Here is a 26,833-nt window from a genome sequence, read left to right on the forward strand (position 1 = left end):
CTGACAGTTTCGCACAAGCAACTACACCTAGGATTGTTATAGCCGGACGTATTCCGTCGATGGGATGTATCCGAGGTAGAATAGAGGGGCACACTGCCCGTCTGAGCTTTGGTCAGGTTTATCAATGACATCGATCGTATCTTCGCTGAGCATCAACCAGATCAGAAGTCTCACGCCAGATCAGGTTGCTGCCTGGAGCACCGAGGACATCTCTTTTCTCACCTCGCAGCAGATCAAAGCCCTCTCTTCCGATCAAGTGGCCGCACTGGACACTGAGGACGTCAAGGCCTTCAACCCAAGCCAACTCAGCGCAGTGTCTACCAACGCCATCATTGGGCTGACGCTTGCTCAACTGGCGGTCCTGGACAGCATCTCGATTTCAAGCCTCACCGGCAGACAGGTCGGTGCCTTGACGGCCGAACAGGTAGAGGGTCTGACAAGCGCGCAGGCCGAAGCTTTGACGTCGTCCCAAGTCGCATCGATGACCTCCGATCAACTGGCGATGATGAGCCCGGAAGACATCAAGACATTCTCCACGGAAGATATTGCGGCAATCTCCAGCCGTGCTATCCCGGGGCTGACGCCTGAATTGCTCGCGGCGTTATCGTCCGAGAAGATTGCGGCAATCAGTCCGAAGGCGATACCCCGTCTGACAACGGCTCAACTCGAAGCCCTGAGTGCAACTCAGGTGAAGGCTCTGACGTCGCTGCAGTTGGGGGCACTGAAGCCCACACAGCTTGTGGCATTCGATGCAGAGGACATCGGCAATCTGACGGCCGGTGCGATCCAAGGGCTGTCTACGACCGCCGTCGCGTCGCTGTCGACGGAGCAAATCGGCGCGTTCTCCACCGCGCAACTGACCGCTTTAACCTCGACACAAGTCAAGGCTCTGACCTCGGCCCAGGTGGCAGCCTTGAGCACGGACTCCATCGCCGCCTTCACCACTGGACAGATTCCGGCACTCTCCTCCCGAGCGATCACCGGCCTGACCGCCGAACAGCTTGAGAAGCTTTCAACTGCCCAGGTCGAGGCTTTCGTGCCGTTGCAGGTCAAGGCGTTGAACTCCAATCAGGTCGCTGCTCTCACATCGGCGCAGATCGCCACCTTCTCGACTGCCGATATCGCCGCTATCACCAGCGCCGCAGCGGCTGGCCTTAGCACGGCCATCCTGGAGACGCTGACGACAACGAATATTGCAGCGCTGAGTAGTGCGGCATTTTCGAAGCTTAGCACCGACCAGATCGATGCGCTGACATCAGCGCAGCTAGGCGCAATCACCAGCAGCCAGGTCGCGGCACTCTCATCCACTCAGGTTGCGGTGCTGGGCTCAGAGAAGATCCAGGCGCTCAACACATCGGCGATCGGCTCGCTCTCCGCCAAGGCGATGCCGGGCCTCAGCATCGAAGTCATTAAGGCCTTCACGACCGATCAGGTGAAAGGCCTGAGCACGGCGATTATATCGCGGCTGAGCGTCGAGCAGATCGGCGCGCTTTCGGTAGATCAGGTCGAAGCCTTAACCGCCTCGCAGATCAAAGTCCTCAGTTCCAGCCAGATGACGGCGCTCCACGCCGACGACATCGCGACGTTTACTGAGGATGAAATTGCCGCCATCTCGACAAGAGGGATACTGGGCGTCAGCACCGCAGCGATCGAAGGTCTGACCACAAACCAGATCGCAAAATTGTCGACCGCCGCCTTTTCGGCCCTTTCCACCGACCAGCTCAAGGCTTTGACGTCAGACCAGCTCAAATCGATCACGACCATCCAGCTCAATGCCTTGAAGGCCGCTCAGATCAAGTCGCTTGCGGCTGAAGACATCGCTGCCCTGACAAATGAGCAAATCGCCGCGCTCAGCACCGAAGCCGTTGCAAATCTGACGACGGCCCAAGTTGACAATTTAAAGCCATCGCAGCTTGAGGCGATGACCTCCGTTCAGGTCAGGGCTATGACCTCTGCCCAGCTTACGGTTCTCGATGGCGCGGATATCAATTCTTTCTCTACGGCAGATATCAATGCGATCAGCGCCCGGGCCGTCGTCGGACTGAGCGCCGATGTCATTGCCCTGCTGACGCCAGATCGCGTGGCCGCTTTGGCAACCGCCGCAGTGGCTGCGTTGACGACGGAACAGGTCGAGGCACTGTCGTCGACGCAGTTGTTTCGCCTCTCGTCGTCTCAAGTCGCGGTCATGAGCTCCTCACAAGTCGAGGCGCTAAAACCGGATCAGGTCAAAGATGTCTGGTTGCCCGCCGAAGGAACTGAAAAACCCGCTCAGATCGCAGGCCTCTCGACAGCCGCCCTTGCTGCCTTGAGCACCAAGGCGGTGCCCGGTCTGTCGACGGGTTTGATGGCAGCGCTGACCACAAGGCAGCTGGCGGGCCTCAACCCCAGCGCTGTTGCAAAACTGACGTCTGAGCAAATGACCAGCCTGTCGAGCGTCCAAATCGCCGCTCTTTCGAAAGAGCAGGTCAGCGCGCTGGGTTCGATTCAGGTCGGAGCTTTGACGACGGCATCCATCGCCAAGCTGACGACCGACCAGATTAAATCATTGACTGGCACAGCACTGAAGGGCCTGAGTTCTGAGCAGGTCGGCGCGTGGTCGACAGAGCAGGTGTCTGCGCTGTCACCGGGGCAGATTGCTGCGCTCACATCCACTCAACTGGCGGGCCTTGGTACCGAAGACATCGCCGTTATTTCGACTGCAGCCATACAGGCTTTTGCGACAGGGGCAGTTGCGGGCCTCTCGAAAGAGGTCATCGCTGCCTTGTCCTCGGACAAGCTTGCGGTACTGAGCACCGGGGCCATAGCGACATTGACGGCGGAGCAAGTGGCTGCACTCTCGACCGCTCAGGTGGACGTCTTGACCACGAGGCAGATTTCCGCCCTCGGTTCCGCGCAGACTGCGGCTTTGGGACTTGAGGATATCGCGACATTTTCGACGGATGATATAGCCGCTTTGTCGGCGGCTGGCCTTTCCGGGCTGTCGACTGCTGTGATAGCATCGCTGACAAGCGAGAAGATCGCCGCCTTGTCGACTGGCGCTATCGCGGCCCTGACGGCGGATCAGGTCGAAGCACTCAAGACGAACCAGCTGGCTGCGCTGACGACGAAACAGGTTGCAGCGCTGAATTCCGTGCAGACTGCTGCACTTAGTTCATCTGGTCTGGCAGCGCTTTCCGCCGATCAGATTGCAGCGTTGAAAACGAGCGCCGTCACCAATCTTCCTGCCGACCATATCTCTGCATTGACCACTGCTCAGCTGGCCGTCCTGTCGACATCCCAAATCGCTGCCTTCACCTCGTCCCACATCGCCGCCTTGGGAACGGCCCAAGTCGCATCACTTTCGACAGGCCAGATCGCAGCGATCAGCACGGCTGCGATCGCCGCGCTCTCCGCAAGACAGCTCGCCGCTCTGAAGACGGAGCAGGCAGAAGCGTTGACATCCCGTCAGGTCGCGTCCCTTTCTGCCGACCAGCTTGAGGCTTTCGGTACGGATGACATTGCATTGTTTTCGACAGGCGATATAGCCGCCATCGGATCGAGCGCGATCGGCGGTCTCTCCACTACCGCTGTGGCAGCGCTCACCACCGCTCAGCTTGCGGCGTTGAACGCCAGCGCAGTCGGCAATTTGGCGACAAGGCAGGTTTCTGTCCTGTCGACTGTCCAGATCGGCTCGCTGACAACGAAACAGATTGCAGCGCTCTCGGCCGATCAGGTCAAGGTGCTTGGTACGGGGCACATTGCGTCGCTCTCGACAGCACAGGTGGCGGCGTTCAGCACCAACGGTGTCTCGGGGTTGACGGCCACCCAGATGGCCAAGCTCACCACGCTTCAGGCAGAAGCGCTGACCGCTGTTCAGGTTGGCGCTCTCACCTCCGCGCAAATTGCCGTCCTGGGCAAGGAGAACATCGCCACATTCTCTACGGCCGATATCGGTGCCATCGCTCCTGCCATGATCGGCGCCTTGCCGACCGAGACGATCGCAGCCTTGAGTACCGGCCAGATCGCAGCTCTCGGGACCGCAGCAGTGGCTGCTCTTACCACAGGACAGGTGACCGCGCTGACCACCGGCCAGATCGCTGCCTTGTCGACGAGGCAGGTGGCTGCATTGACGTCCCAACAGGTCGCGGCTCTCGGAACGGACGATCTCAGCGCATTGTCAGCGGCCGCGCTCGGCGCGATCAGTGGATCGGCGGTTGCCGGCCTGTCCACCGAAACAGTGTCGAAAATGATCACTGAAGACCTGGCTGCGATCAGCCCGGCCGGAATTGCTGGACCCACGACCGGTCAGATCGCTGTCCTGAGCGCCGACCAGCTGAAATCACTGACGGCGAAACAGGTAGCCGCACTCTCGTCCCGGCAGATCGCCGCGTTGGGCACAGCAGGTATCGCGACACTCGATACCCAACAGATCGCGTCCTTGAGCAAGGATGCTGTCCTTGGTCTCTCTGCGGCTCAAGTGTCAAAGCTGACCACGCTTCAGGCAGAAGCGCTGACCAGCGAGCAGGTTGGCGCGCTGACCTCCTTACAGGTGGCAGCGCTATCGGCCGATCAGATCAAATCGTTTTCGTCGAAGGATCTCGCAGCCTTCACCTCAGGCGCGATTGCGGGTCTTCCGACTGCAACGCTGGCCGCGCTGCCGACGGAAGCAATCGCGGCTTTGTCCACCGCCGGGGTATCCGGCTTGACGACCGCCCAGGTTGCGGCGCTGAGCGTGGCGCAGGTGGGTAGCCTGACGACGTCGCAGGTCGGCGCTTTCGGATCGCGCCAAATCGGCGTTCTGGGTACGGCTGCCATCGCAACTCTCAGCTCATCGCAGATTGCCGCGATGAGCGATGCCAGCATTCCGGGTCTCACCGCAGCGCAGATCTCGAGCTTGAGCACGTTGCAAATCGAAGCGCTCAAGACCTCGCAGGTCGCCCTGTTGAGCTCGACGCAGGTTGCCGCACTTGGAACGGATGACTTGGCGGTTCTCTCGACCGCAGAGCTTGCGGCGCTGAGTTCAAGTGCGATCTTGGGCCTGTCGACCACGGCACTCGCCAGCCTCTCCGCCGACCGTATTGCCGTTTTAGGAACGACGGGTGGCATCCAAGGCCTTTCCACAGGCCAGATGGCATCACTGACCAGCGCGCAGCTTGCCGGCTTGACGACAGCGCAGATCGCCTCGCTTGGCTCCAGACAGGTGGCCGCCATCTCCACAGCCAACATGCCAGCCCTGACGACAGCACAGATTGCTGCTCTCAGCGCCGCCGGCATTGCAGGCCTGTCTTCTGATCAAATTGCGGCCTTGAACACGAGCCAGGTCGAGGCGTTCAACACCGCCCAGGTCGCAGCCCTCACTTCCCTTCAGGTCAGCGCGCTCGGTACCGACGATCTTGGCACCTTCTCGACCGCGGAACTGGCGGCGTTGACATCGTCAGCGGTTGCCGGCCTGTCCACCGACACACTTACCAGCCTTTCCGCGGACCGCATCGCGACACTCGGAACGGCGAGCATCGCTGGCCTTTCGACCGCTCAGATAGCAGTCTTGAAGAAAGAACAGCTGGAAGCTCTCACCACGGCTCAGATAGGCGCTCTCGGCTCACGACAAATTGCCGTTCTCGGCATCGCAAGCATTGGCGCGCTCTCTCGCGAGCAGATTGGCGCATTGAGCACTGCTGCCATCGCGGGGCTCTCTTCAGCGTCCATCACGGCGCTATCTGCCGATCAGGTCGAAGCGCTCAATCCTGCACAGGTTGGCGCCTTGACCTTCACGCAGATCGCGGCGATGGGGACGGATGATATCGCCCGCTTCTCGACTGAAGACCTTGCGGCGCTGACGTCAAGCGCCATATCGGGCTTGTCGACCGACGCCATTGCCCTTCTATCTCCAGACAGGATTGGCGCTTTTAGCGCTGGCGGGATTGCCGGACTGACGACGCTTCAGATCAAAGCGATGAGTGTCGATCAGGTCGAGGCTTTTACGCCGACCCAGGTCATGGCTCTGGGATCGAGACAGATTGGAGCGCTCAGCGCGGCCCAATTGCGCTCCTTCTCGACGGCGGATATCGGTGCGATCAGCGCCACGGGCATTGCCGGTCTGTCGACAGAAATGATTGCATCGCTGTCGGCAGAGACAATTGCTGCGCTCAGCACGCTTGGCATTTCCGGTCTCTCCACCGCGCAGCTTTCGGCATTCTCTCACGATCACCTCGTTACTCTTTCCACCGGCCAGATCGGCGCTTTGTCTTCGAAGCAGATCGCCAGCTTGAAGACGGCCGATCTGTCAGCGTTTTCGACCGCCCAGATTCTTGCATTCAGCACCGGCAGCATTCCGGGGCTGACCAGTGAGCAGGTCGGGGCGCTGAGCCTCGAGCAGGTGCATGCGCTGTCAACAGCGCAGATCAACGCGCTGACCTCTGGCGCCATCGCGGGATTGACATCGCAGATGCTCGACACCTTTACGCCTGAGAGGCTGTCTGCGATCAACGCCTCCGCCATTGCAGGCCTATCCACCGGCTTCATCGCGGCGCTGTCGACCGGCGAAGTCGCAGGCCTCGCGACGGCTGCCATCGCCGGGCTGACGAGCAAACAGATCGCTGCCATGGCGCCCGATCAGATCGGCGCCCTCTCGACGGGTCAGATTGCGGCGCTGAGCGCAGATGGCCTCGCAGGCATTTCCTCCGCGGCTATGGCCACGTTCTCGACGACCGATATCGCGGCGATCAGCACAGCTGCGATCCGCGGTCTCTCCACCGCGCTTATCTCGTCCCTGACCAGCGCCGATATCGCAGTTCTCAGCCCAAGCCAGATCGGCAACTTCGGCTATAACCAGATCGTGGCACTCAGTACCGCCCAGATTGCTGCGCTGACAACCGCACAGATTGGCGGTCTCAATGCAGTTCAGGCCGCAGCGCTTGGCACCGACGACATCGCCCTTTTCTCGACCGAGGAGATCGTCGCCTTGAGCAGTGGCGCTGTCTCAGGTCTCACGACCGGCGCAATCTCGTCCCTGACCACCAGCCAGAGCGAGGCTTTGACGCCTGCGCAAGTCGGGGCTTTGACCGCCGCGCAGGTCGCTTCGCTTTCCAAGGAGAATATTGCCAAGTTTTCGACCGAGGACATTGCCGCTTTCAGTTCCAGCGGCGTCGCCGGGCTCTCCACTGAGACACTGGTCAGCCTCTCCAGTGCCCAGGTCACGGCGCTTCTCAACACCCACATGCGTGCGCTGACATCCGATCAGGTCGCAGCCGTCATCTCCACCTACTTGGCCGCCTAAAGTGGACTTTCAGCGGTTGTACTCCCGCCCTCCGCCCGGAGGGCGGCGTCAGCGACAGCATCGGCCCGAAAATCGGAGGCGATTTTCGGAAAGCATGATGAGTGGACTAAGGAGATAGAGCGTCCTTTGCGCGTCCAACAGGACGCAGGGCGTTCTATGGGAAATCCTCGCGCAAGCTTCGTCTTCTAGGGTGGCATCGGGACCAGAAGGTCTCGAACCCATGAATGACGGTGCGGAACAGAATGAATCTGTTAAATCAACTCCCTCAGGTTTTTAAAAACTTCGCGGCCCTTGGCCAGACGCGGCTTTTGGTGCTGGGTGGTGTGGGCGTTCTGTCCATGGCAATTATTCTCGCTGCAGCTCTTTATGTGAACAAACCGGCCTACGAAACGCTGTATGTTGGCCTGGAAACCATGGATCTGAACAAGATCAGTATTGCGCTTGCCGAGTCCAATGTCGATTTTCAGGTCGGCTCGGATGGCACGAGCATTCAGGTTCCAGTTGGCATGACGAGCAAGGCTCGTTTGCTGTTGGCCGAACGCGGCCTGCCCGATAGCGCCAATGCTGGCTACGAGCTGTTCGACCATGTCGGCTCTCTCGGTCTGACCTCCTTCATGCAGGAAGTCACGCGGGTGCGGGCTCTCGAAGGCGAGATCGGCCGCTCGATCCAGCAGATCGACGGGATCGCAGCAGCCCGAGTTCACATCGTTATGCCAGAGGTCGGCAACTTCCGGCGGGGGGAACAGAAGCCCACCGCCTCCGTCATGATCCGGGCGAGCGCGTCCGCGGGCCGAAAGGCCTCTGCTTCCATTCGTCACCTTGTTGCATCCGCTGTGCCGGGCCTCGAAGTCGATGATGTGACCCTTCTTGATTCCACCGGCCAGCTTCTGGCGTCTGGCGACGATGTCAGCAACGGCGCGATGAGCCGGTCCCTGACGCTGGCGCAGAACGTGCAGCAGGAACTTGAGGCGAAGATCGACAAGGCGCTTGCGCCCTTCCTCGGCATGGACAATTTCCGTTCGAGCGTGACCGCATCGCTCAACACCGACAGCCAGCAGATCCAGGAAACGGTCTACGATCCGAACTCCCGTGTCGAGCGTTCGGTTCGCTCGACCAAGGAAGATCAGAAGTCCCAGGAAACCCAGCAGGATTCCGCAGCCACGGTCGAGCAGAACGTGCCGCAGGCCGCACCGCAGAGCGGTGGCGGCGGTCCGAAGTCGTCCGACGAGACGGCGAAGAAGGAAGAGCAGACCAACTACGAAATCAACTCCAAGACCGTGGCGACCGTTCGCAACGGCTACTCGATCGACAAGATTTCCGTTGCCGTCGTGGTCAACAAAGGCCGCCTTGCAAAGATGATCGGCGATCCGGCCGACCAGGCCAAGATCGACGCCTATCTCGCGGAAATGCAAAAGATCGTCACCTCGGCTGCGGGCACTTCGACCGAGCGCGGTGACGTGGTAACCATTACCGCCATGGACTTTCTCGAAACACAGCTTCTCGATGAGGCCGTCGCTGGCCCTGGTATCACCGAAGTGCTGAGCCGCAACTCTGCCGGCATCATCAACTCGCTGGCCTTCGTCGCGGTCGCCTTCCTGGTCGTCTGGCTCGGTGTTCGTCCGGTCGTCCGCTCCATGTCGGCAGGTGGCGCCTCTACTTCCGCGGAACTGGCGCAGGATTCGGCTGGGCTCGAACTGCCGGACTTCTCTCCGGCGATGGGAGGCGGCGCTCCCGGAGGTCTCATGGAAGGCTTCGGGGCGGACTTCGGCTTCGACAGCACCGACGATCTTCTCGGTGGCGACACGGGCGAGGGCGACTTCAACCGCAGGGTCCGCGAAGGGCCGGAACGCAGGCTTTCGCGCATGGTGGAAATCAGCGAAGAACGCGCTGCAAAAATCCTCCGCAAATGGGCCGTGGAAAAAGCTGCATGATGGAAGAAAGGCTGGATCAACTCCGGCCTTTTTCGTTTATTCTAAAATTCTTGCTGTAGATGGTTGGCATATGTAATTTAGTATTTGTTCATCAAATCGCCGATTTCAGTGGGGGATGTTGAAAAGGCGGATGTGCGCAAATACGAACGGGTATATGTTCAGGGTTGTAGTGCACGCGAAAAAGAGTGGATAGGTCGTTACAGACGGGTACATTTCTTCAAGCGTCTCCTAGAGTATAACGATTCGGTCACCAGGAGTGTTCGTCGAAAACGGCGCTTCTGAATGGAAATGAGTTCCATCCCGTTTAGGCATCCCCGCCTGGGGAACGAGAGGGCGTAGGCTATTGAAAGTGGATGTCGATATTCGCAGGCTGTCTGCTGCGCCAACTGAAACGATTGCGAGGCCCTTGCCCCGCAACCAACTCATTCGCAAGATTGCAGCCGCAGCGGCGGAAAGTGACATCGTCGCTGCGATGGAGCATCTGACATCCTATGTCGGCGCTTCGCATTATCTCCTCGCCCGTGAAGACCTCCTGCAGGAGGCAAGCCTCAGCTTCATCGTCACCTCCGACTGGCCGTTCGATCTGGTGCGCAAGCTCGCCAATGAATTGACCGGGACACAGAGCCGTTCCAGCGAAATGGAGAAGTGCCTGTCCTTGCTCAGGCCGCGTCTGCTGTCGCTTCCCGACGATGCAGTTGCGCCGGCAGGGATCGACCGCCAGTACTGGACGATTACCTTCTGCGTTGGACGCATCCGCTTCTCGTTGCTTTTGATGTTTGCCGAAGGCGTTCTGCCGGCAGAGGATCGTCTTCGTGAAGCTGGAATGCTGGCCGGTTACTTTGCAAGCTTCGGCATCGTTGAAGGCACCAAGACCGAGCGCGATATCGATCTGACCGAAAGAGAGCTTGAATGCCTCTTCTGGATTGCCGAAGGCAAGACCAGCGATGAAATGGCCATGATCCTCGGGATCTCCCGCAACACCATCAACAACTACATCACCAGCGTCATGCGCAAGACAGCAACCAAGACCCGTTCGGAGGCTATTGCCTACGCGGTCCGCAACAACCTTGTCTGAAGGGCGCATCATGGGTTTTGTCAAGGATTTGAGTAATGAGGAATCGGGTCACCCGATAACGCCGAAAACCGTTCCCCCGGTGACTCGGTCCGACCTGTTTCCCAAACTGGTTGCGATGCAGAGAAGCTTAGGCGCCAAAAACTTCATCGTGCTGCGGGCCGTCGCAGCCGGATTTCCCAACAAGCGGAAGCTCTCCTGCGAACTTGAAAATCTGGGTCTGGCTGCTGGCGAACATAGCGCTCAACTGGTTCAGGTTCTCGGTGAACGTCTCCTCGATCATCTCGAATCATCCTTGCTACCCGTCGCATGGATGAGCGAGCAAGAATCGGGCTTTGCGGATTTGCCGGACGTTCCAGCCCTTCTTATTCGCCTGGACAACACCGTTCTCGGCTATTCCGGCGTCGGTTTCCCCGTGAGACTTGGGACCATGGGCAACGGCTTCGTCATCTTCTGCGGTGGAAACCTGTTGCTCGATAATGAGCTGATGCTGGAGCAACACGTTAAATCCACGCAGATCATGATCGATCTCCTTGCCATGGATGAGCGTCGCGTCTCGCCGTCGGAGGCACTCAGCGAGCGCGAAGTCGCATGCCTGCAATTGGCAGGAGATGGCCGGATCAGCGAAGAAATCGCAGCCAAGCTTGGTCTGTCGGTTCACACAGTCAATGCTTACCTCGGCTCCGCCACGATCAAGCTCGATTCCGTTAATCGCATCCAGGCGATCGCCAAAGCTATCCGGCTTGGTTTTATCCACTGACACGCGCCGCGATGTTCTGTCCCGCCTTTGGCGCCTCTAAGTCGCCCCGCCGGTACAGTGAGCAGAAGCGCCCGACGCTTATGCACGGCGTGGCTTGAAAAGCGCGCTGGTGACAGGCTTTGTATGACGCACGCGCACCGCTCGGAATTATAGTTTTTTGATAAAAGTCATTCTTTTCCGACCCGGTCGTTATGGCTCTCTGAGACATTGCGACGTGAAATCAGCGCCTTAGAGTTGATCCGGAAGCGAAATGGGTTAGTTTAGCCTATTGTAGAATTCCCTGAATATTAATCCTTTTACTTCAAATTGCCTAAACTTGGTAGGAGTGGGGTTAAGCAATGGGGCGTTTCGTTTCGAGATCCATCGTGTTTCAGATCGTATGTCTGACCATCGGTCTCATTTTCCTTGGTATCGTTGCCGTCGGTGTTTCGACCTATGTACGGTTGAAAGAAGACGTGTTGCAGACGGCTCTCATGGACACAGAGCGCGCCGTCCGCAGCATGGCAATTCTTTATGAAATGAAAGTCGGCGGCACGACTGTCGCAATCGAAAACGGAGAGCTGAAATCGGTCAGCCGCCCCAGCATCGGCACCTTGCTCGACTTCGACCTGGTGGATCGCGTCGGCATGGCCAATGGCGGCGTGGCGACCGTTTTCCAGGCGCAGGGTACGGATTTCCTTCGCATCTCGACCAGCCTGAAAAACGAAAAAGGCGAGCGCGCCGTCGGCACGAAGCTTTTGCCGGAAAGCCCAGCATTTGCAGCGATCACAAAGGGCGAATCGTACTACGGCCCCGCCACACTGTTCGGTAGGGATTACATGGCTGGCTATATGCCGGTTCTGTCCAAAAAAGGAGCACCCGTCGGCATCCTCTTCGTCGGCGTACCCATGAACTTCTATCAGGGACATATTGACGGCCTGCGCAACATGATCCTTGTGGTCGGCGCGGCGGTCATGCTCGCTTTCGGTATTCTCGGCTATGTCCTCATCAAACGCAGCATGCGTCCCCTCGGTCATCTGACGGACGCGATCAAATCCCTGTCCCAGGGCAAGCTCGAGACTGAAATTCCCTATATGGAGCGGAAAAATGAGTTCGGCGATATCGCTCGGGCTTTAGAGGTTTTCCGCGACAATGCACGCGAGAAACTTCGCATCGAAAGTCAAAGCGCCGAAGAGCGCGCTCAGTCGGAAGCCGAACGCGCCCGCAACGACGCCGACAAGCTCAACACCGATCGTCAAATCGAATTCGCTGTGGGCCAGCTCGCAGCCGGTCTTGCGCGGCTTTCCGACGGCGATCTCACCCAGACGCTCGACGTGCCCTTCTCTGGCCGTCTCGAACAGCTCAGGGTGGACTTCAACACCTCGCTTGCCAATCTGAAGGATGTGCTCCATCAAGTGCGGGAACGGACCTTCGTCATTCAGAACAATGGCGTCGAGATGCGCAAATCATCCAACGATCTGTCCCGCCGCACCGAATCGCAAGCCGCTTCACTGGAGCAGACCGCTGCCGCCGTCGAGGAAATCACGGTCACGGTCAAATCCTCCGCTGAACGTGCGCGCGAAGCCAACAGGGCTGTTCTTATCACGCAGGAAAGCGCCGACAGCTCCGGTACGGTGGTCAAGAACGCTGTCGATGCCATGGGTCGCATCGAGGAAGCGTCGCAGAAGATCGAGCAGATCATCGAAGTCATCGACGACATCGCCTTCCAGACCAATCTTCTCGCGTTGAATGCCGGTATCGAAGCCGCGCGTGCAGGCGAAGCGGGCAAGGGCTTTGCCGTTGTCGCGCAGGAAGTGCGTGAACTTGCCCAGCGTTCCGCCGATGCTGCCCACGAAATCAAGGCGCTGATCAACCAGTCGACGCGGGAGGTGAATTCGGGTTCGCTTCTCGTACAGGAAGCCGGTCAGGTTCTCTCCTCGATCAGCCAGCAGATTGTTACCGTCAGCAAGCATGTCGAGACCATTGCCACTGCTACCCATGATCAGGCGTCTGCGTTGCAGGAGGTTAACAGCTCCGTCAACCAGATGGATCAGATGACCCAACAGAACGCCGCCATGGCCGAAGAGTCGAGTGCGGCGAGCCAGATGCTCGCCGATGAGGTCGACGCGTTGCTCGGTCTTCTCCAGCGTTTCCGCATGGAACAGTCGCAGGCCGGAGCCATGCGGCACAGCCAGTATGGCCGGGCAGCCTGACCCAACCGAACGATGTAATGACAAAAGCCGCCCTTTGTCTGAAGGGCGGCTTTTGTCGTGCAGGCGCAAGGCCTCCTTCATTCACTTGAGAAGGTTACTCCGCGGCGGCGCGTCTGGTGTTGAAAACTTGCGTGACGTAAGCACGCAGCGCCGCGGGGCGCACCGGCTTGTGCTGAACCCCGATACCGTGCTTCTCGGCCTCGGCGCGGACCTCAGGAGTGCGGTCGGCCGTAATCAGCAGGGCCGGGATCTGCGACGTCAGCCTTTCGCGCAGATATAGAATGAGATCGATACCTGTACCTTCAGCAAGGTGGTAGTCTGCGACGATGAGATCGGGAATGTTCACTTTGCCGAGAACGGCATCGAGATCATGAGCGGAGGCCGCTTGCGAGACCTCGCAGCCCCAGCCGGTCAACAGCACAGACATTCCTTCCAGAATCTTTGGCTCATTATCGATACAGAGGATATGAAAGCCGGATAGTCGGGTCTGCTGAGGGGAGGGGTTAGCGCGTCCTGCCTCTTTGCCATGCCTGTCACTCTGTGCTTCGCGCGGCAACTGGACTTGGAACGACGTGCCTTTGCCGACCACGGAGGACAGCTGGACAGGATGGTGCAGCACCCGCGAAAGACGATCGACGATCGAAAGGCCAAGACCGAGGCCCGCCGCTGCCTTCATGCCTCCATCAAGCCGGGTGAATTCCTTGAAGATCGTCCGGAACTTCGAGGCAGGAATGCCCATGCCGGAGTCCATCACCTGGATCACCACATCGCCACCGCGCCGACGCGCACCCACCAGGACCTTGCCTGACATGGTGTATTTGATGGCATTGGAAACCAGGTTCTGAATCAGCCGCCGCAGGAGGTTGATGTCGGAGCGCACCGTCAAGGATGTCGGCATTACCACGAATTCGAGGTTCTTCTCTCGCGCCATGGGCGCGAAATCGGTTTCGATGCGCTTCAGGAGGTCGTTGAGTGGCACTGCCGCCATACGCGGCTTCATCGAGCCGGTATCAAGGCGAGAAATATCCAGCACCGCGCCAAGGATCGTTTCGACCGATTCCAGCGCGGAGTCGATATTCTGCACGAGATTGGTATTTTCCGAATGGCCGATACGCTCAACCAGTGCAGAAGAATAGAGACGTGCGGCGTTGAGCGGTTGCAGGATATCGTGACCGGCTGCGGCGAAGAACCGGGTCTTGCCAATATTGGCCTCATCGGCAGCTGCGCGCGCCTCTGCCAGCTCGCGATTGACCCGCGTGAGTTCGCCGGTGCGTTCCGCCACGCGTTGCTCCAGCGTCTCATTGGCCTGTTTCAAGGCTTGGTCGCTCGCCACGCGCTGTGTGATGTCTGTGAAGGTTGCGACCACACCCTTGTCCGGCATGGCATTGGAGCGTACCTCGATAATGCGCGCACCGCCGCTGAGCACCAAGGAGAAGGGACGATCCATCGTCAGAAACTGGTTGATCCGTTCGCCATGATCGCCAGGCTCGATGTCGCCGCGCTCGTCGAGCAGCGCGACGATTTCAGTCAGCGGCAGACCAACGCGGCCGAAATGCTCCGGCAGATCGAGGAGGGTGCGGAAGCGTCTGTTCCAGATCGTCAGCTGCTGCGAGGCATCAAAGACAGCGATGCCCTGATCCATCTGTGCCAGAGCCGTTTGCAGCATATCCTGATTATATTGCAGCGCCTCGCTGGCCTGGTCCAGCAACCAGGCGGTATCGGCGCTGGTGTCTTCTGCCTTTTGCAGGATGAGGGACAGCACCAGTCGGGCAGAGGAGGAGCCGATGGCGCTCCCCAACAGTTGTTCGGAGAAATGGATCAGCGCCATATCGGCAGGCTGCTCATCCTCTAGCTTTCGTCCTGCGGTTTTCTCGTAGGCCGAGAGCGAGCGAAGCATGCGCTCTTCGCCAAGGTACCGGGCGACCGCGCTTTTCAAGTCACCGACGCTGACACGCGTCTTCCACCCGCGTGTGGCGAATTGCGATTTTGAATGGCGCTTGACGAAGATGCCGGATTGGATGCGCTCCACCGGACGTGGATTGCGCGAAAGCGAGCCGAGCACGAAGGCGAGCGAATTGATGAGCAGGCTCAGCGTCACCGCATTGACGAGCGGATCGGCGCCCGGCCCGCTGAACATCTCCGTTCCGGGAAAAATGAAGCTCAAAACGCCTGCCGCGACATAGGAATAATCGGGGCCACCGAGGCTCGGCAGAAAGAGAAGATAGGCCCAGACGAGAAAGCCCGAGCTCAGACCTGCGATCGCACCGCGCGCATTGGCCCGCCGCCACAACAATCCGCCAAAAAGCGACGGGGCCATCTGCGCGATGGCGGCAAAGGCCAGCAATCCAATGGAGGCCAGACCCGATGTGCTGTCTGCCGCCCGATAGTAGAAATAGCCAAGCAGCAGGACGATGAAGATCGCCGTGCGGCGAATGTTGAGGAGCGTCTTGGCGAAGTCGTCGCTATGGGGCGAGCGGGTCAGCAGTTTCTGTCGCAGGAAAATGGGGATCAAGATATCGTTGGAGACCATGATCGACAGCGCCACCGAAGCGACGATCACCATCGCCGTTGCAGCGGAGAAGCCGCCGATGAAGGTGATCAGCGACACGAGCGGCACGCCGTTAAACAGCGGTAGCTGCAGCACATAGAGGTCGGCATCGCCATTATTGCCGATCGTCAGAAGACCAGCGACGGCAATCGGCAGCACGAAAATATTGATAGCAATCAAATAGAGTGGCAGCAAAAGACCTGCGGTGCGCAGTTCCTTCGGTGTTCGGTTTTCCACGACCGTGACATGGAATTGCCGCGGCAAGAGGATGATGGCAAAGCCGGAGAGAAGCGTCAGAACGATCCAGCGGCTGATCGGCGTCTGGTAGGAGACCGCTTCCATCACTTGGGCGTTTTCAGAAGCGACGCGCCAAAGCGCCGACGGCCCATCGAAGAGGAAGAAGACGACATAGATGCCTGCGGTGCACATCGCCACCAACTTGACGACCGACTCCATCGAAATGGCGAGGATCAACCCGTCCTGATGTTCCGTCGCATCCGTATGGCGCGTACCGAACATGATGGCAAAGCCTGCCATCACCACCGTGACGATGAGCGGAAGATCGAGGAAGTGGAGATTGCCGCTGCCAATGCCGTAATCGCGCGGATCGACCATCGTCGCGACCGAACTGGAAACCGCCTTCAATTGCAGCGCGATGTAAGGAATAGCACCCACCAGGGCGATGATCGAAACGATCATGGCAACGGTCGGGTTCTTGCCGTAGCGTGCGGCGATAAAGTCTGCCACCGATGTGAGTTTCTCGGCTTTCGCCAGTTCCACGATGCGCCGGATGATGGGCATTCCCAGTGTGAAGGCGAGGATCGGGCCGGTGTAAATCCCGAGAAATTCAAGCCCGCGTTCGGAGGCAAGGCCAACGCCACCGAAATAGGTCCAGGAGGTGCAGTAGATCGCAAGGCTGAGCGCATAGACCACCGGCCGCCCCTTGTGGGGAGCGGTCCTGCTTCGGCTCTTTCGATCGCCGTAACTCGCTACTGCAAAGAGCAACAGAATATAGGCGAAGGCCGAGACGAATATGATCCACCCGGGCAGCAATGCAGTGTCCCCTCCACTCATTCCGTAGAAGCTTATGACACTTCCAGTAAAATGAGAATTGGCGCCGCATTGGCATAAAGTTCAACAGACAAGCACATGGTCGTGCATCAACCGAAGGATGTGTGGAACGAAACACACGGATTGCGCGTCATAACGCATGGTCCACGCAAAAGTGTGGGGCGGTTTTGCGATGACGACATGCGATAAAACAAAGAGCTAAAGCGCATGAGCGAATCTGAAAGATCGCAACAGGCCTTTAGGACCTGCACAATAGCAAACGGAGTGCTAGTGCTTACACGTCGGTGGCGTTTCGTCCCGGCAGATTAAGAGGGCTTCAAAGAGGGACATCTTCATGCTCAACGAATTCAAGACATTCATTGCGCGCGGCAACGTCATGGACCTGGCTGTCGGCGTCATCATCGGAGCGGCTTTCAGCAAGATCGTCGATTCGGTCGTCAACGATCTGATCATGCCGATCGTTGGCGCGATCTTCGGTGGTTTCGACTTCTCGAACTATTTCATTCCGCTGAGCTCCACGGTGACCGCCACATCTTTGGCCGCCGCGCGCGAGCAGGGTGCGGTTATCGCCTACGGTAATTTTATTACCATCGTCATCAACTTCCTCATCCTGGCCTGGATCATCTTCCTTATGGTCAAGGGTGTGAACAAGATCCGCGCGTCGGTCGAGCGTGAGAAGGTGGAAGAGCAGAAGGCGCCAGCCCCGCCGCCGGAAGACGTCAAGTTGCTCACCGAGATTCGCGACCTTTTGAAGACGCGCTAAAATTCGGTCCACGCAAAGGTGGGAAGCGGTTTTGCGATAACGACGTACAGTAAACCAAAGCCCTCAAGCGGAGGGAGCGACCCGAAATATCGGGCTGCACTCTAACCTCCACCCATCAGCAAAATCCGTGGTTTCTTCACGGAATATCATGCAAACCGCGCAAGCGATGCGCTAAGAAGGCACTCGAATGGAGTGCCTTCTATGTCGGTTTTGAACAGTCTCAGTGTCCGCTCTCTTGCCGCGCCTGAAAGCGGTATCGTCGAGGTGAAGAAATACGCCCACGCCCGCGAAAATCTTTTGCCATTGTGGGTTGGTGAGGGTGACCTACCAACGCCGGATTTTATTTCCAAGGCTGCGGCCGACGCATTGAACGCCGGTGAAACCTTCTACACCTGGCAGCGCGGCATTCCTGAGCTTCGCGATGCACTTGGCCGTTACTATCAGCGGCATTTCGGTGCTTCGCTGTCGCCTGAGCACTTCTACGTCACCGGTTCCGGCATGCAGGCCATCGTGCTGGCCGTCCAGGCACTGACGTCGCCCGGCGATGAGGTGATATACCTGACCCCGACATGGCCCAATATTGTCGCTGCCATCGGCATTGCCGGCGCGACAGCCGTGCCCGTTGGGATCGATTTTACCCAGGGCAAATGGAACATCGATATCGGCAAGCTCGAAAGCGCCATCACGCCGAAGACCAAGGCGCTCTTCATCAATACGCCCTCCAACCCCACCGGCTGGACGGCAAGCCTGGACAATCTGCGCGACATTCTGGCACTGGCAAGAAAGCATGGCCTCTGGATTGTCGCCGACGAAATCTACGCGCTCTATCACTATGCAGGCGCCCGCGCTCCCTCCTTCCTCGATATCATGGAGGAGGGTGATCGGATCGTTTTCGCTAACTCCTTCTCAAAGAACTGGTCGATGACGGGCTGGCGTGTCGGCTGGCTGGTCGCGCCGCCGGAAATCGGGCAGGTGATCGAAAATCTGATCCAGTATTCGACCTCCGGTGTCGCGCAATTCATGCAGCGTGGTGCAATTGCGGCCCTGGATCACGGTGATGATTTCATAGCGCAGAATTTCGCCCGAGCGGCACGCTCTCGCGACATTCTCTGCGATGCCTTGATTGCTACCAACCGCGTCGAGACCTTGAAGCCGGATGGGGCTCTCTACGCATTTCTAAAGATCGATGGCGTTAAGGACACGCGTGCGGCGGCTTTCGATATTGTCGACAAGGTCGGCGTTGGACTGGCGCCAGGCATGGCATTCGGCGCAGGCGGAGAGCTCTTCCTGCGTGCCTGCTTCCTGCGCGATCCAGCACAGATTACCGATGCCGCGGAAAGACTGTCGGACTACATATTGAAAAAGTCGGCGTGATGCAGCCAGCACCGGCGAGAGCATTCCCAGCCGAGGCGTGATCGTTTCGGCGTGGGATAATGCGGCAAAAACGCATTGAACGCCGTCGCGCAGCAGGCGCTTCCGGCCTGAGTTCAATGGACAAGACAAAAGAGGCGCATCGTCCCATGCGCCTCTTTTGTCGTCTAAGGATAAATGTTCATGCGGGTGAAACGGTCAGGATTTTAGTGCGCTGCATTCATCGCAGCGGAGTCCACGTTCTTGTAGAAGGTGGCATAGCGCAGGCTATCCGCCAGAAAAGCGGTGTTTTCGTTCGGGTCGTTCGATGGGTTTTGGAAATTGATGTAGTTGATATTGACGCCGGCATGATCCTTGCCGAGCATCAATTGCGCATAGATCGTGACGCCCTTCGGCTTGATCTCAAGATCGAGCGTGATCGAAGGATAGGTGTCCCAATCGAGCGTGTAATCTCCCCCAATTCCGAAATGAACAGTTCCCGGGTGGAAGTATAGTTCGGCTGCCGAATCCACGAGATCCGACAAGCTTTTGTAATATTCAAACTTTAAAAGAGATATCAGATCAGCAGCGTCAATCAGACGAAGCTCGGCCGCTACGGGACCGATTGCGCGTGCAACTATCTCTTCTCGTTGAGCCGAATATGGGCATTTTTTCATGTCAATCAGTTTACCCGTCTTTTGTTCTGACGTGCGGCGTAAACCTTATGAATGAGTTCCGCCACAGCCTTATAAAATACTGACGGAATGACGCTATCGACCGAGACTTGCGCAAACATGGAGCGGGCGAGTGGCGGATCTTCAAAAATCGGGATGTTGTGCTCTGTGGCGATCTCTCTGATGCGCAGCGCAATCAGATCCTGCCCCTTGGCGACGACAATCGGCGCATCGCTCTCTTCCTTTACATAGCGCAACGCAACTGCAAAGTGGGTTGGGTTGGTGATGATGAGGGTGGCTCTTGGAACGCTGTCCATCATGCGGCGACGGGCGCGATCGCGCGCAATCGAGCGCTGGCGGGCCTTGACGACCGGGTCACCCTGCGACTGCTTGTGTTCGTCCTTGACTTCCTGCTTGGTCATTCTCAGGTTGCTGTACCAGCGATGATTGGTCCAGAAATAGTCGGCGACCGCGAGGATGCCCGTCGAAAACAGAATGACGATCATCATCTTCTTCAACGCTTCGTAGCCGGTCGGAACGATCATCTGCGGATCGGTATTGAGCGCGCTCAGCAGCCTGAAATAATCGCCCTTCAGCACCATCGCCATGATGATGGCGACGATGACGACCTTGAACAGCGATTTCCCGAAATTGATCAGACCGTCGACGCTATAGATGCGCTTGAAGCCTTTGATTGGCGAGATGCGCTCGGCCTTGGGGGTGATTCGGTCGAGAACGAATTGCGGAAGGTTCTGCGCAAAGGACTGGCCCAGACCGAAGATGATGAACATGATCGCCGCTGGTAATAACAGCGCGCTTGCTTCCTTTGTGAGGTGCAGGCCAAGAGACAGCAGATCGCCCGCGGTATTCAGGCGCCATTGTTCGGGCCTCTCGATCACATCCTTCAGTGTTTCGCCAAGTCGCCTCACACCGTCCGGTGCGAAAAAAACGAGATAGACGTAAAAAGCCAGTGAAGACGCAAAGAGAGACGCTTCAGTTGAGGCAGGAATATTACCTTTCTCGACCGCGTCGCGAAGTTTTTTCTCTGATGGTTCTTCTGTTTTACTGTCTTTGTCTTCGTCGGCCAAGGCAAGACCTCCCTAAGGCATGTCACGCTAATCTTCAGCGGTTTTGCGATAACGGAGTGCGTTAAGACAAAGACTTAGACGCCGGGAGCGAACACAAGGATCGCGGGACGCTAAAACTGAAAAAACCCGCCTTTTTCTGGCAGGTCCGCGAAAGAAGGTACAGTCTTGGTGGGCGACCTGCAAGATGGCAGGGGTTGGCTGCAGGTGTTATCAACCGGGAAGGTGCTATGCCGCTGCCGGTTCGCCTTCTGCCGGGGCGGCTTCCTTGAGGACGATCTGGCCGGAATTGGCCATGCGAATGGCTTCCTGTGCCACTGCACGTCGCGCGACGGCCACTTCGCGGGTGTTGATATTCGTGCCGCCCGCAGAAAGATCGGACTCGATCATGCGGCGCTGGCGTGGGCTGATGCTGGACAGCACACATTCCTTGATTTCCGCCGTGGCGCCACGCAGCGCCATGGTGATGACATCGCCGGTAATATCGCTGAGGAGCGTAACACGGCTGCGCTGCGGCATATACAAGAGGTCTTCGAAGAGGAAGATCTTCGGTTTGACCTTGTTTGCCGATTCCCGGCTGAGGGTTTCGAGCGAGCTGAGAAGTGTATCGACCTGGGGCTTCTCCAGCTCGTTCATCAGGTCTGCGACCTTGATGGAGCCGGTTGCGTTGCGTTCTGCCTCGACTTCGGCGATCAGTGCCAAGACGCGCTTTTCGATGATCTGCGCGGCAGTCGGGCTGACTTCCTTCATGTTCACCGTACGGTTCATGATATCCGCACGCTGTTCGTCGGGGATTGTCAGCAGAACCTTGGCGCCGAAGGAAGATGGCAGCATTGAAAGGATGTAGGCGATCGTCTGCGGATGCTCGCGCATCACATACTTGCCGATGAACTGCGGATCGGAATCCTGCAACTGGTCCCAGATGGAAGTCTCGAAGGCCTGGAAGGTCGCACGACGGCCAAGAAGGCCATCCACTTCTTCAGGGGTGAGGCCTTCTTCGAGTATGGCTTCGATAGCCTTGGCATTGTCCATGAGGCCGGTACCCTCGGTGAAGAGGTCCTCGAACTCGGCGACGATCTGGGCAAGTTCGTCTGGGGGGATGACACGAAGAGTCTGAGCGGAGTTGATGATGGTCTGAAGCTCGGCCTGGGTAAAAAACTTCAACAGTTTTCCAGCGACGCCCTTGCCCATTGCCAGGAGCACGGCGGCAGCCTTTTCAGCCTGAGACAACGGTTTCCCTAAGATCGGGTTACCGAAATCCTCAAAGTCCATCATGGTCTTTCCTCTCCGTCCCCACAGGGATCAGGTCTTCTTAGTACTCAGCACTTCGATCAGCTTCACACCGAAACGTGTATCGTCGTTTTCCAGAACGGTAATTTCGCCGCGTGCAATGCAACGACCGTTCACCATGATCTCAACAGGTTCGCCGATTCGTCGATCGAGCGCAATTGTTGCTCCCTCTTCCAGGCCCATCAGGCCCGATACCAGCATGCGGCTGGTTCCCAAAACGATCTGGACATCGATCGGGATGTCCATGATCAGGTCCAAGTTGTCCGACAGGCCGCTGCCAAGCGGTGCTGCGGAAGGTGGTGTGCCCGCATCAAAGCCAAACGCGTCGAGGTCATCGCCCAGCGGGCTTGCAGCGGCGCCATCAAAGTCGCCGAAGTCCCCGAAGCTGGAGAGCGAACCCTCCGCGTCGCTTTTCAAGACGTCGCGCAGCCCACCGATAGCTTGATCCAGTTCGCCCGTGTCATCGAGCGAAGGCATCAGGTCGTCGTCGGTTACAGGGGTCTTTTTCGTAGCCATGCGATAATTATTCCTTTTGAAACTTGCGTCAGCCTGCCTAAAACCTAAGGTAGTATTGAGCGATCTCAACCCATCAGGTGTCTTAGGATTTCGTCATCCGTGGAGACGTTGTTCTTGACCCGAACCGTGTAGCGGTCCCCGGCTCGCCCAAACTCGCAATTATACATCTTTGCTCCGTTTGCGCTTACTTCGACGCAGATATCATCCTGCTTCGCGTCCCGGAAAGGAATAACGTCTCCTTCCACGAGGCGTGAGATGGTCTTCAGTGTCAGTGTCTGAAGTCTGATTTTCGCTTCAAGCGTTACCTGGGAACGCTTGACCTGTTCGGAAATCATCTCCATCCACTCTTCTTGCTTCTTAACGGCCCCCGCCGAAGGCTTCGGCGTGACGATCGTGGTCTTGAGAAGCGTGCGCTGAGGAATAATCAGCGCAAATTCGGAAGCAATCTTGCCGATTGCGATCTTCATCCGGATCAGCATGCCGAATTGGCCGAACATGGCTTCTTCGTAAGCGCTCTTTCCGGTTGCATTGAAGGGCGGCTCGATCGTCACTTCGAAGCCGCCGGAAGCGTTGACCGCCGAGCGCAACACGCCAGCGATTCGGTCGAGGATCAAAGCCGCAAGATCGAGCTCGATCGGCGACAGGGGCCGGACTTCCGGTTCCATGATCGTATCGGGTGCAGCACCCAGCATGCGTTCCATCAACGCCATGACGAATGCGTTGCCGACACCGATCATGAAATTGTTGCACCAGTTGCGAAGCGAACAATCCGCGACAGCGTAATCCTTACCGAGCTTCGCAATGAGATCGGTCATCAGGCCGGATTCGCAAGCCTCATAATCAACCTCGATGGTGATGCTGGTTTGACTGTGGAAGACGTCGGGCAGGAAGGTGCCATAGACTTGGCCGATCTCGTTGCCGATCTTGGCGACGGTCTTGCTGTCCCCAAGCCCACCGGTGAGCTTCGCGAGCAGCGAGGGTTCCATTCCCAAGGAAGAGCTATGGTCCGCAGCAATCGCCATCTCAAGCCGCCTTCTGGTCGCCGCCAGGGTTCATCATTTCCTGCTCCACGGCGTCGATCGAAGGACGCTCATAGCCGGAAATCGTCTTTCGTCCGTATTCCAGCGCAACCTGGGGAACCGAGCCGTTCATATAGGCGATCAACGTTTGCTTCACGATGACATACAGTCTGTGTTGCTTCGAGCGGACGATTTTGACCTGGGAGGCGAGCGGGTTACAGATCGAGTAGGAAAGAAGAATGCCAAGCATGGTGCCGACGAGCGCAGCGCCGATAAGACCACCGAGAACCGCAGGTGGTTCGTTGATCTTACCCATGGCCTTGATAACGCCGAGAACGGCGGCGACGATGCCGATCGCCGGGAAGGAGTCGCCCATTGCGGTAATGGCGTTGTAAGGCTTCAGCTTGTCGTAGAGGATCGTTTCGATTTCCTCGTCCATCAGCGCTTCGATTTCATGGCTGCGCGCATTGCCGATGATGATCAGGCGGACATAATCGCAGATGAAGGATGTCAGTTCCTTGTTCTTCAAGACCGAAGGTGCCGTCTGGAAGATGGAGGATTCCTCCGGATTATCGATATGGGCTTCGATCTCGTTTCGCGATTTGGTGCGCAGGTCGCGCATCAGAGAGTAGAGAACACCGAGCACATCGAGATAGTGACGCTCTTTCGGCACCGCGAACTTGAATGCTTCGCCAAGCGCTTTGCCGGAGTCCTTCACCACTTTCATGGGGTTGGACATGATGAAGCCGCCAAGGCCTGCGCCGCCGATGATCACGAGCTCGAAGGGCTGAATAAGGACGTCCAAGTGTCCGCCCATGGCCATGAAGCCGCCGAGAATACAGCCGAAAGTAATAACCAGTCCAATAACGATATTCATCTGACGCTCACACCTGCAGCCAATTTTTCTCCTGAATGGTTAGGCATCATGCCTTGCGCGAGGCTGGCTTAAGGCGCTTCGCTACTGGCGCCGCACCTTCTTGATGGTCGCGAGGGGCATGTTTGCCCGAACCCTGGCATCGTCTGATGCAGCTCGGTCTTCGCAAGGTCGATCGCGGAGAGCGACCAAAAGTTTCGCGCAAGCAAACCCCTCTAGGTCTTTGAAGCCATGATGCGCCGGGTTTGGGCGCACGTCCTTGGCTGGAAGTCCGAACAGGAGAACGACATGCAATCTGGTATCTATGTTGGTATTTCGTCCCAGATCGCCTTGGAACGTCGCCTCACGACCATCGCGGACAACATTGCCAACATGAATACGGTCGGCTTTCGTGGCACCGAGGTGAAATTTAACCAGGTGATGGCCCAGACGAAGAACGATCTGCGTGCCAATATCGCCTTCGTGACCCAGGGCAACGACTATCTTTCGACGGTCAATGGCGAACTTGAGCGGACTGGAAACCCCTTCGATTTTGCCGTCAAGGGTGATGCATGGTTTGCCATCAACACACCGTCAGGCCAGGTTCTGACGCGCGATGGCCGCTTTTCCATGTCGACGACTGGCGAATTGATCTCGACTAAGGGCTATCCGGTTCTTGATCCCGGCGGCGCGCCGATCCAGCTCAACCTTGCTGCGGGGGAGCCGACCGTTGGTGCCGATGGTCGCATTAGCCAGAATGGTCGGACGATGGGCCAGATCGGATTGTTCACCGCAGATGCGAAGAAGGGCTTCGTTCGCTATGAGAACAGCGGCGTGATCTTTGCTCAGCCGCCACAGCCGGTGGTGGATGCTGATCGAGCCGGTGTCGTGCAGGGCTATCTCGAAGCTTCCAACATCAACGGCGTCTCGCAGATGACGCAGCTTATCCAGGTCAACCGGGCCTTTGAAGGCATTTCGTCGATGATGAAGTCGACGGAGGACAATCTCTCCCAAGCGCTCCGCACGCTGGGTGGCGGTCAGTAATCGGCATGAACCAAGATGGATAGCCAACCGCAGCCCTCGCCGTTTCACAAACTGGATGCCCTGTCCCAGATCGCGGCTGCTCAACTGGTTTCGGGCGCGCCAGTGTCGCGCGGCGGGCGTGTGCGCACCATCGCTGCCGGCCACTATACGGTCAGCGGCCTGTCGGAACATGTTCGGCTTGGCGAGTTCGTCGTCCACAAAAGCGCGACCGGTCTGCACCTGGGTGAAGTGGTGCGTGTCGAGCCGGACCTCATCTATGTCTGCCCCATCGAACCTGGCGAGCCGATCGGCGTCAACGATATCGTGCTGCGAGAGGGCGAATTTCGTGTTCAGCCCGACGATAGCTGGTGCGGCCGGACGATTAATTCATTGTGCAAACCGATCGATGGCAAAGGCCCGCTTCTGAAAGGTGCACGGAAACGCACCGTCATGGCCTTGCCCCCACCATCCATGAGCCGAAGCCGCGTCATTACCGGCTTTCGGACCGGGGTGAAGGCCATCGACATTTTTACACCCCTGTGTCTGGGTCAGCGTCTCGGTGTCTTTGCCGGATCGGGTGTCGGTAAATCCACTTTGCTATCCATGCTCGCCAAGGCGGATGCCTTCGACAAGGTGGTCATCGCGCTGGTGGGCGAACGCGGTCGCGAAGTTCGCGAATTCATCGAAGACACGCTCGGCGACAATATGAGGAAGTCGATTGCCGTTGTCGCGACAAGCGATGAAAGCCCGATGTTGCGAAAGATGGCACCACTGGTCGCAATGACCATTGCCGAACACTTCCGCGACAAAGGCGAAAATGTTCTCTTCATCGCAGACAGCATCACCCGCTTTGCCCATGCGATCCGCGAAGTTGCGATTGCCGCTGGCGAGCCGCCAATCGCGCGCGGATATCCGGCTTCGGTCTTTACGGAACTTCCAAAGCTTCTGGAGCGCGCCGGGCCGGGCAAGGAGGGGACGGGTACCGTCACCGCCATCATCTCGATCCTTGTCGATGGTGACAATCACAACGATCCGATCGCGGACTCCACACGCGGCATTCTCGACGGCCACATTGTGCTCGATCGATCGCTCGCCGATGAAGGCCGTTATCCTCCGATCAATCCGCTGGCATCCATCTCGCGTCTTTCCCACAAGGCTTGGACACCCGATCAGCAGAAGCTGGTCTCGCGGTTGAAATCACTCATTCACAATTTCGAGGAAACGAAGGATCTGCGCCTGATCGGTGGTTATCGGCCGGGCGTCGATGCCGAGCTCGACATGGCGGTCAAGCAGGTGCCCTTTGTGTACGAAGTTCTCAAGCAGTCGCCGGGCGATCCGACGGTAATCGATGCCTACGCAGAACTGGCAAATGCACTGCGAAATGCGCCCGTAAACAACCAGTCTGCGACTGCACAGCGACGGGGACCATGA

The 26,833-nt window shown here is 58.0% G+C and carries 16 protein-coding genes; 9 read left to right on the plus strand and 7 right to left on the minus strand.

The window, feature by feature from the left end; all coding sequences use genetic code 11:
- Positions 1-124: 124 nt before the first annotated feature.
- The 5 genes from QE435_RS16150 (at position 125) to QE435_RS16170 (ending at position 13,210) form a co-directional block, all read left to right on the plus strand.
- Positions 125-7,255, plus strand: coding sequence for a hypothetical protein (locus tag QE435_RS16150; RefSeq protein WP_349041998.1), 7,131 nt, complete (start codon positions 125-127; stop codon positions 7,253-7,255).
- Between the two features lie 242 nt (positions 7,256-7,497).
- Positions 7,498-9,186 carry a flagellar basal-body MS-ring/collar protein FliF gene (gene fliF / locus QE435_RS16155; protein WP_309772370.1) on the plus strand — a complete coding sequence of 563 codons (1,689 nt, stop codon included), beginning with the start codon at positions 7,498-7,500 and terminating at the stop codon, positions 9,184-9,186.
- A 349-nt stretch (positions 9,187-9,535) separates the two neighbouring features.
- The gene (locus QE435_RS16160) at positions 9,536-10,261 is read left to right on the plus strand and encodes a helix-turn-helix transcriptional regulator (RefSeq protein ID WP_306930992.1); all 726 of its coding nucleotides are present in this window, start codon (positions 9,536-9,538) and stop codon (positions 10,259-10,261) included.
- A 115-nt stretch (positions 10,262-10,376) separates the two neighbouring features.
- Positions 10,377-11,018, plus strand: a complete 642-nt coding sequence (locus QE435_RS16165) for a LuxR C-terminal-related transcriptional regulator (protein ID WP_349042882.1) — start codon at positions 10,377-10,379, stop codon at positions 11,016-11,018.
- Positions 11,019-11,356: 338 nt separating this feature from the next.
- On the plus strand, positions 11,357-13,210 hold the full coding sequence (locus QE435_RS16170) for a methyl-accepting chemotaxis protein (protein ID WP_309772371.1): 1,854 nt from the start codon (positions 11,357-11,359) through the stop codon (positions 13,208-13,210).
- A 94-nt stretch (positions 13,211-13,304) separates the two neighbouring features.
- Here QE435_RS16170 and QE435_RS16175 read toward each other — a convergent pair whose 3' ends face one another.
- Positions 13,305-16,811 carry a PAS domain-containing hybrid sensor histidine kinase/response regulator gene (locus QE435_RS16175; protein WP_349041999.1) on the minus strand — a complete coding sequence of 1,169 codons (3,507 nt, stop codon included), beginning with the start codon at positions 16,809-16,811 and terminating at the stop codon, positions 13,305-13,307.
- A gap of 352 nt (positions 16,812-17,163) precedes the next feature.
- On the opposite strand from QE435_RS16175, the gene mscL reads away from it, so the two are divergent.
- Together mscL and QE435_RS16185 are read left to right on the plus strand one after the other, a co-directional pair.
- Positions 17,164-17,592, plus strand: coding sequence for a large conductance mechanosensitive channel protein MscL (gene mscL / locus QE435_RS16180; RefSeq protein ID WP_309772373.1), 429 nt, complete (start codon positions 17,164-17,166; stop codon positions 17,590-17,592).
- Positions 17,593-17,793: 201 nt separating this feature from the next.
- On the plus strand, positions 17,794-18,966 hold the full coding sequence (locus QE435_RS16185; protein ID WP_349042000.1) for a pyridoxal phosphate-dependent aminotransferase: 1,173 nt from the start codon (positions 17,794-17,796) through the stop codon (positions 18,964-18,966).
- A 203-nt stretch (positions 18,967-19,169) separates the two neighbouring features.
- Here the strand turns inward: QE435_RS16185 and QE435_RS16190 are convergent, their stop codons facing one another.
- The 6 genes from QE435_RS16190 to motA all read right to left on the minus strand — a co-directional run bounded on the left by QE435_RS16190 (position 19,170) and on the right by motA (position 24,403).
- A complete protein-coding gene (locus QE435_RS16190; protein ID WP_309772375.1) occupies positions 19,170-19,619 on the minus strand; it encodes a hypothetical protein in 450 nt (149 codons plus the stop codon).
- A 5-nt stretch (positions 19,620-19,624) separates the two neighbouring features.
- Positions 19,625-20,704 carry a flagellar biosynthesis protein FlhB gene (gene flhB, locus QE435_RS16195; protein WP_306931003.1) on the minus strand — a complete coding sequence of 360 codons (1,080 nt, stop codon included), beginning with the start codon at positions 20,702-20,704 and terminating at the stop codon, positions 19,625-19,627.
- Positions 20,705-20,929: 225 nt separating this feature from the next.
- Entirely contained in the window at positions 20,930-21,976 is a 1,047-nt protein-coding gene (gene fliG, locus QE435_RS16200) for a flagellar motor switch protein FliG (RefSeq protein ID WP_306931005.1), read from the minus strand.
- Between the two features lie 27 nt (positions 21,977-22,003).
- Complete coding sequence (fliN, locus tag QE435_RS16205) at positions 22,004-22,507, minus strand: flagellar motor switch protein FliN (RefSeq protein ID WP_306931006.1); 504 nt, start codon at positions 22,505-22,507, stop codon at positions 22,004-22,006.
- Positions 22,508-22,572: 65 nt separating this feature from the next.
- Positions 22,573-23,529, minus strand: coding sequence for a FliM/FliN family flagellar motor switch protein (locus QE435_RS16210; RefSeq protein ID WP_306931008.1), 957 nt, complete (start codon positions 23,527-23,529; stop codon positions 22,573-22,575).
- 1 nt (position 23,530) lies between these two features.
- Positions 23,531-24,403 (minus strand): flagellar motor stator protein MotA, encoded by an 873-nt coding sequence (gene motA / locus QE435_RS16215; protein ID WP_306931010.1) that lies wholly within the window; start codon positions 24,401-24,403, stop codon positions 23,531-23,533.
- Positions 24,404-24,688: 285 nt separating this feature from the next.
- On the opposite strand from motA, the gene flgF reads away from it, so the two are divergent.
- Together flgF and fliI are read left to right on the plus strand one after the other, a co-directional pair.
- A complete protein-coding gene (flgF, locus tag QE435_RS16220; protein WP_309772376.1) occupies positions 24,689-25,423 on the plus strand; it encodes a flagellar basal-body rod protein FlgF in 735 nt (244 codons plus the stop codon).
- Positions 25,424-25,438: 15 nt separating this feature from the next.
- Positions 25,439-26,833: a flagellar protein export ATPase FliI gene (fliI, locus tag QE435_RS16225; RefSeq protein WP_349042001.1), complete on the plus strand. Its 1,395-nt coding sequence runs from the start codon at positions 25,439-25,441 to the stop codon at positions 26,831-26,833.

It is taken from the genome of Agrobacterium sp. SORGH_AS 787, from assembly GCF_030819035.1.
Taxonomy (GTDB): domain Bacteria; phylum Pseudomonadota; class Alphaproteobacteria; order Rhizobiales; family Rhizobiaceae; genus Agrobacterium; species Agrobacterium larrymoorei_B.